General features: G+C 72.3%; 14 protein-coding genes and 1 pseudogene. 7 read left to right on the forward strand and 8 right to left on the reverse strand.

The window, feature by feature from the left end:
* Nucleotides 1-178: 178 nt before the first annotated feature.
* From RM844_RS27265 to RM844_RS27275, 3 genes and pseudogenes are all read right to left on the reverse strand, one after another.
* Nucleotides 179-493, reverse strand: a pseudogene (locus tag RM844_RS27265) (STAS domain-containing protein); the annotation flags it as partial.
* Nucleotides 494-930: 437 nt separating this feature from the next.
* Nucleotides 931-1,779, reverse strand: a complete 849-nt coding sequence (locus RM844_RS27270; RefSeq protein ID WP_311670069.1) for a 3-hydroxyacyl-CoA dehydrogenase family protein — start codon at nt 1,777-1,779, stop codon at nt 931-933.
* Between the two features lie 303 nt (nt 1,780-2,082).
* Complete coding sequence (locus tag RM844_RS27275; RefSeq protein WP_311670070.1) at nt 2,083-2,760, reverse strand: TetR/AcrR family transcriptional regulator; 678 nt, start codon at nt 2,758-2,760, stop codon at nt 2,083-2,085.
* Nucleotides 2,761-2,830: 70 nt separating this feature from the next.
* Here RM844_RS27275 and RM844_RS27280 point away from each other — a divergent pair, with 70 nt between their 5' ends.
* The 3 genes from RM844_RS27280 to RM844_RS27290 all read left to right on the forward strand — a co-directional run bounded on the left by RM844_RS27280 (nt 2,831) and on the right by RM844_RS27290 (nt 5,102).
* The gene (locus tag RM844_RS27280; RefSeq protein WP_311670071.1) at nt 2,831-3,616 is read left to right on the forward strand and encodes an ABC transporter ATP-binding protein; all 786 of its coding nucleotides are present in this window, start codon (nt 2,831-2,833) and stop codon (nt 3,614-3,616) included.
* A 134-nt stretch (nt 3,617-3,750) separates the two neighbouring features.
* Complete coding sequence (locus tag RM844_RS27285) at nt 3,751-4,506, forward strand: ABC transporter permease (protein WP_311670072.1); 756 nt, start codon at nt 3,751-3,753, stop codon at nt 4,504-4,506.
* Nucleotides 4,507-4,529: 23 nt separating this feature from the next.
* The gene (locus RM844_RS27290) at nt 4,530-5,102 is read left to right on the forward strand and encodes a cob(I)yrinic acid a,c-diamide adenosyltransferase (protein WP_311670073.1); all 573 of its coding nucleotides are present in this window, start codon (nt 4,530-4,532) and stop codon (nt 5,100-5,102) included.
* An 89-nt stretch (nt 5,103-5,191) separates the two neighbouring features.
* On the opposite strand, the gene RM844_RS27295 is transcribed toward RM844_RS27290, so the two are convergent.
* Nucleotides 5,192-5,887 (reverse strand): hypothetical protein, encoded by a 696-nt coding sequence (locus RM844_RS27295; protein WP_311670074.1) that lies wholly within the window; start codon nt 5,885-5,887, stop codon nt 5,192-5,194.
* Between the two features lie 167 nt (nt 5,888-6,054).
* Here RM844_RS27295 and RM844_RS27300 point away from each other — a divergent pair, with 167 nt between their 5' ends.
* The 4 genes from RM844_RS27300 to RM844_RS27315 all read left to right on the forward strand — a co-directional run bounded on the left by RM844_RS27300 (nt 6,055) and on the right by RM844_RS27315 (nt 10,561).
* Complete coding sequence (locus tag RM844_RS27300) at nt 6,055-7,248, forward strand: sensor histidine kinase (protein WP_311670075.1); 1,194 nt, start codon at nt 6,055-6,057, stop codon at nt 7,246-7,248.
* Nucleotides 7,245-7,916, forward strand: a complete 672-nt coding sequence (locus RM844_RS27305; protein WP_311670076.1) for a response regulator transcription factor — start codon at nt 7,245-7,247, stop codon at nt 7,914-7,916. The genes RM844_RS27300 and RM844_RS27305 overlap by 4 nt, the downstream gene beginning before the upstream one ends.
* 407 nt (nt 7,917-8,323) lie before the next feature.
* A complete protein-coding gene (locus tag RM844_RS27310; protein WP_311670077.1) occupies nt 8,324-9,001 on the forward strand; it encodes an SUKH-4 family immunity protein in 678 nt (225 codons plus the stop codon).
* A 270-nt stretch (nt 9,002-9,271) separates the two neighbouring features.
* Nucleotides 9,272-10,561, forward strand: a complete 1,290-nt coding sequence (locus RM844_RS27315; protein ID WP_394814610.1) for a glycoside hydrolase family 18 protein — start codon at nt 9,272-9,274, stop codon at nt 10,559-10,561.
* A gap of 282 nt (nt 10,562-10,843) precedes the next feature.
* On the opposite strand, the gene RM844_RS27320 is transcribed toward RM844_RS27315, so the two are convergent.
* The 4 genes from RM844_RS27320 to RM844_RS27335 all read right to left on the reverse strand — a co-directional run bounded on the left by RM844_RS27320 (nt 10,844) and on the right by RM844_RS27335 (nt 14,259).
* Entirely contained in the window at nt 10,844-11,290 is a 447-nt protein-coding gene (locus RM844_RS27320) for a DUF2550 domain-containing protein (RefSeq protein ID WP_311670078.1), read from the reverse strand.
* 68 nt (nt 11,291-11,358) lie between these two features.
* The gene (locus tag RM844_RS27325) at nt 11,359-11,742 is read right to left on the reverse strand and encodes a F0F1 ATP synthase subunit epsilon (RefSeq protein WP_311670079.1); all 384 of its coding nucleotides are present in this window, start codon (nt 11,740-11,742) and stop codon (nt 11,359-11,361) included.
* A gap of 130 nt (nt 11,743-11,872) precedes the next feature.
* On the reverse strand, nt 11,873-13,327 hold the full coding sequence (gene atpD / locus RM844_RS27330; RefSeq protein ID WP_311670080.1) for a F0F1 ATP synthase subunit beta: 1,455 nt from the start codon (nt 13,325-13,327) through the stop codon (nt 11,873-11,875).
* Nucleotides 13,328-13,329: 2 nt separating this feature from the next.
* Nucleotides 13,330-14,259, reverse strand: coding sequence for a F0F1 ATP synthase subunit gamma (locus RM844_RS27335; RefSeq protein WP_311670081.1), 930 nt, complete (start codon nt 14,257-14,259; stop codon nt 13,330-13,332).
* Nucleotide 14,260: the final 1 nt, after the last annotated feature.

Raw genomic sequence — 14,260 nt, forward strand, 5'->3', positions numbered from 1 at the left:
GGGTGGGTGGATGGATGGGTGGGTTGGGCCGGGTCGGTGGGACGTGGGGCCGGGTCGGGGCTCAGGCCGCGGGGCCGGCCTCCGGCGTGCTCTCGGGAGTCCGTTCGGGCCGGCTCGCGGGCGTGTCGGCGACGGTGCCGCCCCGGCCGGCGCCGGGGGTGGTGCCTGGGATGCTCTCGGGCGTGGTCTCGGGCGTGGTCTCGGGCGCGATGGTCAGCACCCGGTGCAGCCGGGCGGCGACGAGCACCCGTCGCATCCGGGGCGGCACGTCCCGCAGCACCAGCCGCCGACCGACCCGGCCGGCCCGACGATGGGTCCCCATCAGCACGCCGAGCCCCGTCGCGTCCCAGGCGTCCAACCCGCTGAGGTCGAGCACCAGATCACCCTCGCCGGCGTCCACCGCGCGGTGCAGGGCGATTCTGGCGTCGGCCGCGCTGCGCACGTCCAGCCGGCCGCCGACGAGCAACTCGGCGTGATCGCCCGTGATGTGCATGTAGGTTCCCCCGCTCGCCGGCGTGGCCGGTTGCGACAGGGCGGACAACAGGGTGCGCGGGCGCGCGCGTTGACGCTCACCCCCGCTCCGTTCCGCGGGCCGGTACCGGCCGCCGTGGTCCGGGCCGCCGGCCACGGGGGCCGTGCTGGTCCCGGCCGAACACGGGCCGGCGTTGTCGATGGTGGTGACCGAGTCGATGATGGTGATGGCTCTTCCGCTGCTCTTTCGTGCATCGTGGGAACACGGACGGCGGGGACGCGGGGTCCCCGATGACCGGCGGCGGCGCTCCCGGGTGCGCGGGCGCCGACGTCGGCGGACGGATCGGGCGGACGACCCGACCCGTGGGGGCGGTGCGGGCGTCCGGCCGCGGCGCGGCCGGACGCGATCGGCGCCGGTGGGGTGGGGAGCCGGCCGGCGCCGGTCGAACGGTGGGGTGGTCAGTAGGAGTAGAAGCCCTGCCCGGTCTTGCGGCCGAGGCTGCCGGCGTCGACCATCCGGCGCATCAGCTCGGGCGGGGCGAACTTGGGGTCGGCGGATTCGGCGTGGATGTTGGCGGTGGCGTGCATCAGCACGTCGACGCCGGTGAGGTCGACGGTGGCCAGCGGGCCCATGGCGTGCCCGAAGCCCAACCGGCAGGCGGTGTCGATGTCCTCGGCGGTGGCGACACCCGACTCGTAGAGCTTGATCGCCTCCATCACCAGCGCGGTGATCAGCCGTGTGGTGACGAAGCCCGCGACGTCGCGCTTGACGACCACGCAGGTCTTCCCCGTCGACTCGGCGAACTCCCGAGCGGTGGCCAGGGCCTGATCGCTGGTCAGGTGGCCGCGCACCAGCTCGCAGAGCGGCATCAGCGGCACCGGGGAGAAGAAGTGGGTGCCCACCACGCGCTCCGGGCGCCGGGTCGCGGCGGCCAGCTTGGTGATGGGGATGGCCGAGGTGTTGGAGGCGAGCACCGCCTCCTCCTTGACCAGACCGTCCAGCGTGCCCAGCAGTTCGCGCTTGGTGTCGGTGTCCTCGAAGACCGCCTCGACCACCAGCTCGGCGTCGGCCGCCGCGTCGAGGTCGGTGGTGGTGACGATCCGCGCCAGCGCGGCGTCCGCCGTGGCCTGGTCGAGGCGTTCCTTCTCGACGAACTTGGCGAGCGAACCCTCGATCGCCCGACGTCCCCGGCCGAGCGCGTCCTCCGTGAGATCTCGCAGCACCACGTCCCAGCCGGCCTGCGCGGCGACCTGGGCGATGCCGGAGCCCATGAGACCGGCACCGATGACGGCGAGCTTCCTGGCCACGAGTGATCTCCCTTGATACACGGCGAGTCCGGGAAGACTAGACCCTAACCGCCCCGGGCCGCCCGTGGGGGGAGAAGAGACACGCGTCACGGCCACGCTCCGCTGACAGACCGTCAGCGGGAGGCGAGGGGGACCCCGGGGCCGGGCGGGGCCGGCGGGACGGGTTCCCGGTGGGTGTGCGGTGGGGGTTCCGGGGGTTTGCGGCGGGCCACCGGACGGGTTCCTGGCGACCTCCGGTCGGGCGCTTCGGCGGAACGGGGGACGGCCGCGGGCAGGGCCCGGTCGGTGCGCGGGGTTGACGCGTCAGCCGGCGGACGACTCCACCACGGGGCACCAGTCGGCGGGCCGGCGGGCGAAGTCCCGCACCTCCTGCCCCAACAGCCGCTCGCTGATCTCCAGTCGGTGCAGCAGCTCGGCGGTGACCTCGGTCGGCGAACGGCCCTCCGCCCGCCGGCGCCGCACCGTCTGGTGCAGGTTGGCGTGCACGCTCATGAGCTGGGCGGCCACCAGCTCGGGCAGCGGGTCGTCGGGGTCGGCCCCGGTCTCCTCGGCCAGCGTCGCGGCCAGCCGCTGGCTCGTCTTGTACATCATCGTCATCATCCGGGCCATCAGCGAGGGCGAGCCGTGGACCACGGCGAGGAAGCGTTCGAAGCCCTCCACCAGGCCCACGTTGACCGGGCGTTCCTCGATGTCGCTCCGCAGGCCGCCGAGGATGGCGTCGGACGCCGAGGCGCCAGGCCCGCGCTCGCGCACCCGGGCCGAGGGGCGGTCCACGATCTCCTCCTCGCGGTCGAAGAAGAGGTCCTCCTTGGCCGGGAAGTAGTTGTAGACCGTGTTCACCGAGACCTCTGCGGCCTCCGCGACCTCGGCAACGGTGACCGCGTCGAAGCCGCGCTCCAGGAACATGCCGGTGGCGACGTCGGAGATGTGCCGCCTGGTCTGCTGCTTCTTACGCTCCCGCAACCCGGTCATAGAGGTCATCCTAGCGTTTTTAACCAGCTTAAAACTTGGTGACATTGCAATTTTTAAGTTGCCCTGCTTTTCTGGGACCATGGCACCGATCCTCACCACCCATGACCTGGCGCTGACCTTCCCGACCAAGCGCGGCCCCGTGGAGGCCGTCCGGGGGATCGACCTCACCGTCGAGGCCGGCGAGATCCTGGGCTTCCTCGGCCCGAACGGCGCGGGCAAGAGCACCACCCTCCGGATGCTCACCACACTGCTGGCACCCACCCGGGGCAGCGCCACCATCGCCGGCCACGACCTGGTCACCGACCCGCGCGCGGTGCGCCAACGCATCGGCTACGTCGCCCAGTCGGGCGGCCTCGACCCGACGGAGCAGGTCCGCTCCGAGCTGGTACTCCAGGGCCGCCTCTACCGGTTGAGCCGGTCGGCGGCCGAGGCCAGGGCCGAGGAACTGGCCGCCGAGCTGGACCTGACCGGGCTGCTGGACCGCAGGTGCGCGGAGCTGTCCGGCGGCCAGCGCCGCCGCCTGGACATCGCGATGGCCCTCACCCACCGTCCCGACCTGCTCTTCCTGGACGAGCCCACCACCGGCCTCGACCCGGGCAGCCGGGCCGAGCTGTGGGACCTGGTGCGCCGCGTCCGCGAGGAGGAGGGCACCACCGTCTTCCTCACCACGCACTACCTGGACGAGGCCGACGCGCTGGCCGACCGGCTGGTGATCGTGGACCACGGCCAGGTGGTCGCCGAGGGCACCCCGGCCGCGCTCAAGGAGCGGCACGGCGGCTCGCCGGAGGCCACCCTCCAGGACACCTTCATCGCCATCACCGGACGGGGACCACGCTCCGAGGAACCCGCCCCGCTCGCCGTCTGACCACCCTCGCGCCCTCCGGGGCGCACCCGCGCCGCGCGCGAACCCGCCGCGCCGGCGAACGCGCGGCCCGACCCGCCGGGCCCGACCCGGCAGCCGCCACCCCGTCAACTCCCCGCCGGAAGGCCCACACCGCCATGTCCAGCACGCTCTCCGACACCCGTCTCATCTTCGACCGCTATCTGCGGCAGACCATCCGCTCCCGGATCGGCCTGGTCTTCGGGCTGCTCCAACCGATGCTCTTCCTCGGCCTCTTCGGCCCGCTGCTGGAGGACGTGCCGCTGGGCCGGGAGGGCGACTCCTGGCAGATCCTGGTGCCCGGACTGATGGTGCAACTCGGTCTCTTCGGCGCGGCGTTCGCCGGCTTCGGGATCATCATGGAGAAGCAGCTCGGCATCGTGGAACGGATGCGGGTCACCCCCGTCAGCCGCACGGCGCTACTGCTCGGGCGGGCGCTGCGCGATGTCGCCGTGCTGCTCGTCCAGTCACTCATCCTGGTGCTGGCCGGGGTGGCCTTCGGCCTGCGGGCGCCCCTCCTCGGGGTGCTGATCGGCTTCCTCTTCGTGGCCGCCCTGGCCGTCTCGCTCGCCACCCTCTCCTACGCGTTCGCGATGCGGGTGAACTCCCCGCAGGAGTTCGCCCCGGTGATCAACTCGATCAGCCTGCCGGCCATGCTGCTCTCCGGCATCCTGCTGCCCATGGCGCTGGCGCCGGCCTGGCTGGACGTCGTCTCCCACCTCGTCCCCTTCCGCTACCTGGTCGACGGCGTCCGGGCGGCCTTCGTCGGCGACTACGGCGACAGCGCGCTGTGGACCGGCGCGCTGGCCGCCGCCCTGCTGGCCGCCGTCTCGCTCACCGTCGGCTCCCGGCTCTTCCGCCGGGCCGGCGCCTGACCCGGGCCCAGTAGGCTCCGCCCATGGTCAACCTCACCCGGATCTACACCCGTACCGGAGACAGCGGCACCACGGCGCTGGGCGACATGAGCCGGACCGCCAAGACCGACCCCCGGATCGCCGCCTACGCCGACGCCAACGAGGCCAACGCGGTCCTCGGCACGGCACTGGCGCTCGGCCAACTCACCGACGAGGTCCGCACCGTGCTGGTGCGGGTACAGAACGACCTCTTCGACGTGGGCGCCGACCTGAGCACTCCCGTCGTCGAGAACCCCGAACACCCGCCGCTGCGCGTGGAGCAGAGCTACGTGGACCGGCTGGAGGCGGACTGCGACCGCTTCCTCGCCGAGCTGGAGAAGCTACGGAGCTTCATCCTCCCCGGCGGCACCCCGGGCGCCGCCCTGCTGCACCAGGCGTGCACCGTGGTGCGCCGGGCCGAGCGCTCCACCTGGGCCGCCTTCGAGGAGCACGGCGCGACCATGAACCCGCTCACCGCCACCTACCTCAACCGACTCTCCGACCTCCTCTTCATCCTCGCGCGGGTCGCCAACAAGGAGACCGGGGACGTGCTCTGGGTGCCAGGCGAGAACCGCTGACCCCCACCCGCCCGGGCCACCGGCCCGGGCGGGCGCGCGGCGCCGCGCGCCTCCGCCGGCCGGGCCCGACCGTCCGCCGCCCGGCGGGCTCAGCGCGCCGGCCCGGGCTCCCCGCCGGGTAGCGCGCCCGGTATCCCACCGGCGCCCGGCGCCCCGGACCGCGGCCCACCGGCGGCCGACCCGGCCGCCGCGCCCGGCGCCCCGGACCACCCGGCGGGCTCCGGCCCGGCCGTCCCGGCCTCGCCCGCCGGCGACTTCGGCTTCTTGGGCCAGACCGTGTACACCAAGGCCACCAGTCCGTGGATGCCGAGCACCCGCAGCATCAGGTACTGCACCTCGGCCATCCCGTCGGTCGTGGTCTCCTCCGCTATGAACCACCGCAACAGCTGCGCGACCAGCAGGGATATCACGACCGCCAGCAACGTCAGCCGCCACAGCCGCCACTCGTGGCGCGCCCGCGCCATGCCGTACCGCGGCGGCTTGGCCGGCCGGGGCGCCCCGCCGAAGCGGTGCGCCGCGTGGCCGTCGGCCCACCGCACGAGATAGTGCCCGTAGCCGACGGTGAAGCCCAGATAGATCACCGCCAGGCCGTGCGCCGGAGTCATCTCCCCGCCGCCCCGCAGATCGATCGCCGTGGCCGTCAGCAACAGCACGTCGATCAGCGGCACCCCCAGCAGCAACGCCCCACCCAACCGGCGCCGGCGCAACACGTAGCGCGCGCCGAGGCCCGCCGCCAGGACCACCCAGAAGGCGACCTCGGCGGCCAGGATCAGGCCCACGATCACCGCTCACACCCCCCTTGGACTCCCCGGTCAGACGTTCCCCACCAGGATCCGCCCCCGCCGTCCTGGCCGCGTCGTCTCCGGCGACGATTCCCGAGCGCCGACGTACATCCTTCGGTTTACAACCGTGGCCGGTCCCGCAACGCCCCCTGACATGCTCGAATGGGACCATGCCAGCACCACCCCGCCCCCATCGGCACGATCTGTGGATCGCGCTGACCGGCCTGGGCTGCGGGCTGATCGCCATCTACTTCGAGCTGTACACGATCAACCCGTACCAGACGTCCGAGCTGCCGCGCCTGCCCAGCCTGTTGCTGGCCTGCGTCGCCGCGCTGTACCGGCGCACGCTGCCCAGGGCGGCCCTGCTGCTGGCCACGGTCGCGCTGGTGGTGGACGTGCTGTCCGGCGGCTCGCTGCCGGTGCTGGTGATCTTCAGCGACGTGCTGTACGCGGCGGTGCTCTACGGCCCCGCCAGGTTCGGCCGGGCCCTGGTCTCCGGCTCCACGCTGCTCAGCGCCGCCGGCACGGTCGGCCTGGTCGCCTGGCTGCGGGAGCCGGAGGCGCTGGTCATCGGCGCCCTGATAGCCGGGGTCACGGCCTTCCCCGCCTGGACGGGCCTGCTGCTGCGCGAGCACCGGGACGCGGCCGCCGCCGAGCGGCTGCGCGCCGAGCAGACGGCCCTGCTGGCCGAGATGGACCGCGCCCAGGCGGTCGCCGCCGAACGCGCCCGGATGGCCAGGGAGCTGCACGACGTGGTCGCCAACCACCTCTCCGCCATCGCCATCCACTCCACCGCGGCACTCTCCCTCAACCGCCCGGAGACCAGCGCCGAGGCACTCGCGGTGATCCGCGAGAACAGCACTCAGGGGCTCACCGAGATGCGCCGGCTGATCGGCCTGCTCCGGGCGTCCGGGCCCGAGGAGCAGCCGCGGGCGAGTCCCACGCTGGACGGGCTCGACCTGCTGCTGGAGCGCGCCTCCCGGGGCGACGCCTCGGGCAAGCTGCGCTTCGTCAGCCGGGACGAGCGGGCCGCGGACCTGCGGCTGCCCGCTCCCGTTGAGCTGGCGGCCTACCGGATCGTCCAGGAATCCCTCACCAACGCCGTGAAGCACGCCGCCCCCGGGCAGGTCGAGGTGCTGCTCGGCCTGCACGACGAGCGGCTCACGGTCACGGTGACCAGCCCCTACCAGCAGGGCACCGCCTCCCGGGCGCCCGGCTCGGGCGCCGGCCTGGTCGGCATGGCGGAGCGGGCCGAGCTGCTGCGGGGCAGCTTCGAGGCCGGTCCGGTGCCCGACGAAGCGGGCGCGCACCACTGGCGGGTCGCCGCCGAACTGCCCCTCGCGGAAGGGAATCCGAGAACGTGACCATCCGGGTGCTGGTCGTCGACGACCAGACCGCCGTGCGTCAGGGCCTGGTGATGATCCTGCGCAGCGCGGCCGACGTGGAGGTGGTCGGCGAGGCCGCCGACGGTGAGGCCGCGGTCGCCCGCGCCGCCGAGCTGCGCCCCGACGTGGTGCTGATGGACATCCAGATGCCCCGGCTGGACGGTGTCGAGGCGACCCGGCGGATCGTCGGTGCGCGGCTGTCCGAGGTGCTGATACTGACCACCTTCGACTTCGACGAGTACGTCTTCGGCGCGCTGCGCGCCGGCGCCAGCGGCTTCCTGCTCAAGGACAGCGAGGCGGACGCGCTGCTGACCGCCGTTCGGACGGTGGCCGCCGGCGAGGGGATGATCGCGCCCGCGGTCACCCGGCGGCTGATCGCCGAGTTCGCCCGGCACTCCCCCGGGTCCGCGTCGGGCGTCCCGCCGGCCGCCGCCGAGCGGCTGAGCACGCTCACCCCGCGCGAGCGTGAGGTGCTGGCGCAGGTCGGCGCCGGCCTCTCCAACGGGCAGATCGCCGCCCGGCTGACGATGGCCGAGGCCACGGTGAAAACCCATGTCAGCCGGCTGCTCAACAAGCTGGGCCTGAGCAACCGGGTGCAGGCGGCCGTGCTGGCCCAGGAGTTGCGGCTCCCGGAGGCCCGTTCCTGAGGATCACGGACGCGGTCCCGTTCGGGCCCGGCCCCGGAGCGGCGCTCCGGGGCCGGGCCCGGACACCCGCCGGGCCGCCGTCCGTTCGCCCGGCCCGCCCAGCCGATCCGGCGGCGGTCCGGCGGCAGTCCGGCGACGGTGCAGAGGCGATCCCGGACGGCCCGCGCCGAGTCGCGCCAGCCCGCGCCAATCCGCGCCGGACCGCACCGGGTTGGGCCAGCCGACCGACCCGTCCGCGCCTGAGCAGGTCGTGCCGAGTCGGGCCAGCCGACCGAGCGCTGGGGCGGGGCACCTCGGACCGCGCCTCGTCGCGCGGGCGCGGGAGCGGGAGCGGGCAGCCTCGGGGCGGCGCCGGGCCGCCCCGACGCGGCCCACCGACTGTCAGTGGCGTGGGTTAGCGTCGCGGCATGAACGATGTGGAGCTGGCCGCCCTGTTGGCCGGCGGGGCCGGCGCCCCCTACCCCGGCACGTGGCAGCGCGCCCCCTTCGCCGAGCGCGCGGTCGACGGCGTGCGGTACGCCCTGGTCGCCCTGGACCCAGGGCTGGGCGCGCTCGGCCTGCGGCGGGACGACGGTGCCCTGTGGAGCCTGCCGGAGAACGGCATACCGGCGCTGGTCAACTCCAGCGCCGAGGCGTTCGCCGCCTGCGCCCGCCACTACCGGGAGGCCGCCGTCCGGGTCGACGCCTACGAGCCGCCGGCCGACGACCAGGCCGAGGACCAAGCCGACGACCCGGCCGAAGCCCAGAACGGTGCCCTGACCAAGGGCCCAACCGGCCGCCCGAACAATTTTCCTGACAGCGGGCCAGCCATTCTCCCTGTCAACCACTCAGCCTTCGGCCCGGCCAGCGGCGCGAGCCCTCCGACGGACACCGGGACGGGCCACGGGGCGGAGCACAAGAGGGACCACACAACGGAACAGGAGGCGGACGACGACGACGCCGACGAGGCGGGCGAGTTGGCCGCCGACGCGCTGACCGACGAGCTGTTGGCACGGTTCGAGGAGATCGACCCGGCGGCGGTCGCCGACGAGAACAGCTTCTGGAGCATCGCCGCCGAGGAGTTGGGGTACGCCCTGCCCGCCTGACGCCAACCGCCCTGCGTTGGCGGCGCGTTGGGCCGACTCGGGGCAGGCACGGGGCCGACTTGGGGCCCGACCTGGAGCCGGGGCCGGAGCGCGCCCCGGCCCACCGACTTTGGTACAGACCTATTGACCCGTGGTCCAGACCATTCTACGCTCACGGCACACTGAGCAAGCCATGACAACCAGCAACGCCCTCGGGCGGCCCCACCCCTGGTTGGCAAGCCCAGTGACAGGCGCAGTCACCCCCACCGCTCTCCGACCTTGGGAGTCTCCTTGAGCGCAGCCACAACCGCCGAGCATCGCCGACCGCGTCGCGCCCGCCGGCTGATCACCGTCCTCGCCGCCCTCGTCCTCCCGGCCGCCGGGCTGGTCGCCCTCACCGCGCCGGCCGGCGCCGAGGAGCCAGCCGCGGCCCAGACCACCACCATCGAGCCCGACGCCGCCGGGGACGTCCGCCTCGGCTACTTCACCGAATGGGGCGTCTACGGCCGCGACTACCACGTCAAGGACATCGTGGACTCGGGCTCCGCCGAGCAGATCACCCACATCAACTACAGCTTCGGCAACGTGGTGGGCGGCGAGTGTACGGTCGGCGACTCCTACGCCGCCTACGACCGCGCCTACACCGCCGAGGAGAGCGTCAGCGGCGAGGCCGACACCTGGGAGAACGGCGCCCTGCGCGGCAACTTCAACCAGCTCCGCCAGCTCAAGGAGCAGTTCCCGCACATCAAGGTGCTCTGGTCGTTCGGCGGCTGGACCTGGTCCGGCGGCTTCGGCGAGGCCATGCAGAACCCCGAGGCGTTCGCCCAGTCCTGCTACGACCTGGTCAACGACCCGCGCTGGGCCGGTGTCTTCGACGGCATCGACCTGGACTGGGAGTACCCCAACGCCTGCGGGCTGACCTGTGACACCTCGGGGCCCGAGGTCTTCGGCGACATGATGCGGGCCTTCCGCGGCGCGTTCGGCGACCAGCTGGTCACCGCGGCCATCACCGCCGACGCCTCGGACGGCGGCAAGATCGCCGCCGCCGACTACGCCTACGGCGCCGAGTACGCGGACTACCTGGCGGTGATGACCTACGACTTCTTCGGCGCCTTCGACGCCGACGGGCCGACCGCCCCGCACTCGCCGCTCACCTCCTACGACGGCATCCCGCAGGAGGGCTTCAACAGCACCGCCGCGATCGACGCGCTGCGCGCCCAGGGCGTGCCCGCCGAGAAGCTGCTGCTGGGCGTCGGCTTCTACGGCCGCGGCTGGACCGGCGTGACCCAGGCCGAGCCCGGCGGGACCGCCACCGGCGCCGCGCCCGGCACCTACGAGGCCGGCATCGAGGACTACCACGTGCTGGTCGAGACCTGCCCGGCCACCGGCACCGTCGCCGGCACCGCCTACGCCCACTGTGGCAACAACTGGTGGAGCTACGACACTCCGGAGACCATCGCCGGCAAGATGGCCTACGCCAACGAGCAGGGCCTGGGCGGCGCCTTCTTCTGGGAGTTCTCCGGCGACACCTCGGACGGCGCCCTGCTGGACGCCATCGACAGCGGCCTCAACGCCGGCTGACCATCCAGGCCGACCGACCAGCCGGCCGCACCGAGCACCAGACACCGCAAGCACCCAAGCACCCAAGCACCAAGCACCAAGCACCAAGCACCACCACGAGACACCACCGGGGTGGCACCGGCCCAGCGCCGATGCCACCCCGGTGGCCATGTGTCCCAGAAAAAGCAACGCCCCAGCACCAGCAACCGCCAGAGCCGCCAGCCCCGCGAGCACCGGGACCGACTACCCGCCCGCTACCCGCCACCCGCTAGGCCACGTTCACCCACTAGGCGACTTCACCCGCTAGGCGACGTTCACCCGCTGTCCCGGCGGGGCCGCCTCCAGCCAGGCGAGAAAGCCGGTGAGCGCGTCCTCGCTCATCGCCAGCTCGACCTCGCGCCCGTCGTGCCGACAGCTCAACACCACCGCGCCGGGCAGCAGCGCCAGCTCCTCGTCGCCCTCCGGCACCCGGCGGGCCCGCACCTCGATCCGCTCCCGGTGCAGGGACTGCCGAGGGCGCGGCGCGTAGGAGAAGACCCGGAACCACTCGACCCGGTCCCCGCTGTACCGCGCGACCCCGTACCGCCAGCCCTTGCCGGGTGACTTGCCGCTCGGCGGCGGGGAGAACCGGGCGCTGCAGTCAAAAGTGCCGCCGGAGCGCTGGATCACCCGGCGGCGTAGCCCGAACCCGAAGAGCCCGAGCACCAACAACAGCAACACCGCGCCCAGCGCGGTCAAGGCGAGGACCATCTCGACCGACCTCCTCGCCTCGTGCGTCCGTCCCGGCTCTCACCCGGGCGCGACCGCTCCTGCTCTTCTCAGCGCTCCGCCGCCACGGCCTGCAACCGGACCGAGGCCCGGCGCTCCGCCTCAGCGTCCGTCTCCGCCTTGGCCTGCTCCAGAGAACGCTGGGCCCGCTCGACATCGATCTCGTCGGCCAGCTCAGCCACCTCGGCGAGCAGCGACAGCTTACCGTCCGTGTAGGACAGGAAGCCGCCGTGCACGGCGGCCACCACCGTGCCCTCACCACTCTCGCCCGTGGTGCGAATGGTCACCGGGCCCGACTGCAACACGACGAGCACCGGCTGGTGGCTCGGCATGATGCCGATGTCGCCCTCGGTGGTGCGCGCCACCACCAGGCTGGCCTCGCCGGCCCAGACCTGGCGGTCGGCGGCGACCAGCTCGACGTGCAGCTCAGCCACGATGGCTCCTGTTCACCTGGATCATTCCCGGATAGTCACTGGCTTGGGTCGAAGAATAGTCACCGGTGCCGGACCCGTGGGGCGGGGGGCCGCCCCACGGGTCACCGGGCTCCGGCGACGAGAGCCGACGTCAGTTGACGCCCAGCTGCTTGGCCTTGGCCTTCAAGTCGTCCAGGCCACCGCACATGAAGAACGCCTGCTCCGGGAAGTGGTCGAAGTCACCGTCGGCGATGGCGTTGAACGCGGCGATGGACTCGTCCAGCGGCACGTCCGAACCGTCCATGCCGGTGAACTGCTTCGCCGCGTGGGTGTTCTGCGACAGGAAGCGCTCGATCCGGCGGGCCCGGCTGACGACCAGCTTGTCCTCCTCGCCCAGCTCGTCGATACCGAGAATGGCGATGATGTCCTGGAGGTCCTTGTACTTCTGCAGGATCCCCTTGACGCGCGAGGCGCAGTCGTAGTGGTCCTGCGAGATGTACCGCGGGTCCAGGATGCGGGAGGTGGAGTCCAGCGGGTCGACCGCCGGGTAGATGCCCTTCTCCGAGATCGGCCGGGAGAGCACCGTGGTGGCGTCCAGGTGGGCGAAGGTGGTCGCCGGCGCCGGGTCGGTGAGGTCGTCCGCCGGCACGTAGATCGCCTGCATCGAGGTGATCGAGTGACCACGGGTCGAGGTGATGCGCTCCTGGAGCACACCCATCTCGTCGGCCAGGTTGGGCTGGTAGCCCACCGCGGACGGCATCCGGCCCAGCAGGGTGGAGACCTCGGAACCGGCCTGGGTGAAGCGGAAGATGTTGTCGATGAAGAACAGCACGTCCTGCTTCTGCACATCGCGGAAGTACTCCGCCATAGTCAGACCGGTCAGCGCCACCCGGAGCCGGGTGCCCGGGGGCTCGTCCATCTGACCGAAGACCAGCGCGGTCTGCGGGAGCACGCCGGACTCGGCCATCTCCGCGATCAGGTCGTTGCCCTCACGGGTGCGCTCGCCCACCCCGGCGAAGACGGAGACGCCCTCGTGCAGCTTCGCCACACGCATGATCATCTCCTGGATGAGGACCGTCTTGCCGACGCCCGCACCACCGAACAGACCGATCTTGCCGCCCTTGACGTACGGGGTCAGCAGGTCGATGACCTTCAGGCCGGTCTCGAACATCTCGGTCTTCGACTCAAGCTGGTCGAAGGCCGGGGCCTTGCGGTGGATCTCCCAGCGCTCGGTGACCTCGGACTCGGCCTCCGGCTCGTTGAGGATCTTGCCCAGGGTGTTGAAGACCCGGCCCTTGGTGACGTCACCGACGGGCACCGAGATGCCGCCGCCGGTGTTGGTCACCACGGCCTGACGGACCAGGCCGTCGTTGGGCTCCAGGGCGATCGTCCGCACCAGGCCCTCGCCCAGGTGCTGCGAGACCTCAAGGGTCAGCGTCTTCTTCGCGCCCTGGTTCGCCGGGTCGGCGATGTCCACGGTCAACGCGTTGTAGATGTCGGGCATCGCGTCGGTGGGGAATTCCACGTCGACGACCGGGCCACGCACCTGCGCCACCCGCCCGGTTGGCAGGTCCTGCTTCGGAGCCGCCTCAGCAGCAGTAGTCATGGTTAGCGTTCACTTCCCGCGGTCGCGTCGGCCAAGGCGCTGGAGCCACCGACGATCTCAGAGATTTCCTGGGTGATATCGGCCTGGCGGGCCGCGTTGGCAAGCCGCGTCAGCGACTTGATCAGATCCTCCGCGTTGTCCGTCGCCGACTTCATCGCCCGCCGCGTCGCGGCGTGCTTGGAGGCGGCCGACTGGAGCAGGGCGTTGTAGATACGGCTTTCCACGTAGCGGGGCAGCAGCGCGTCCAACACCTTCTCGGCCGAGGGCTCGAAGTCGTAGAGCGCGTGGACCTGCTCGCCCTTCTGGAAGACCGCGGCCGAGTCCTCGGCCGAGTGCTCCAGTCGCAGCGGCAGCATCCGGCGCTCCACCGGCGTCTGCGTCATCATCGACACGAACTCCGTGAAGGCGATGTGCAGCTCGTCCACGCCGCCCTCGTCGGTGTCCCGCTCCAGCGCCTCGATCAGCGGGGCGGCGACGGCCTTGGCGTCGGCGTAGGTCGGGTTGTCGGTGAACCCCGTCCACGACTGCGTCACGCGACGCTCCCGGAAGGCGTAGTACGACACGCCCTTCCGGCCGACGATGTAGGTGTCCACCTCCTTGCCCTCACTCGCCAGCTGGCCCGTCAGGTGCTCGCCCGCCTTGATGGCGTTGCTGGAGTAGGCGCCGGCCAGTCCCCGGTCGCTGGTGATCACCAGGACCGCGGCCCGCCGAGGCCGCTTGGCCTCGGTGGTCAGCGGGTGCTTGACGTCCGAGCCGTACGCCACGGCGGTGACCGCGGCGGTCAGTTCGTCCGCGTAGGGCGTCGAGGCGGCCACCTTCCGCTGGGCCTTGACGATCCGCGAGGCGGCGATCATCTCCATCGCCCGCGTGATCTTCTTGGTCGCGGTGACCGACTTGATGCGCCGCTTGTATACGCGCAGCGAGGCAGCCATG

Source organism: Streptomyces chisholmiae, from assembly GCF_031845445.1.
Classification (GTDB): Bacteria; Actinomycetota; Actinomycetes; order Streptomycetales; family Streptomycetaceae; genus Streptomyces; species Streptomyces chisholmiae.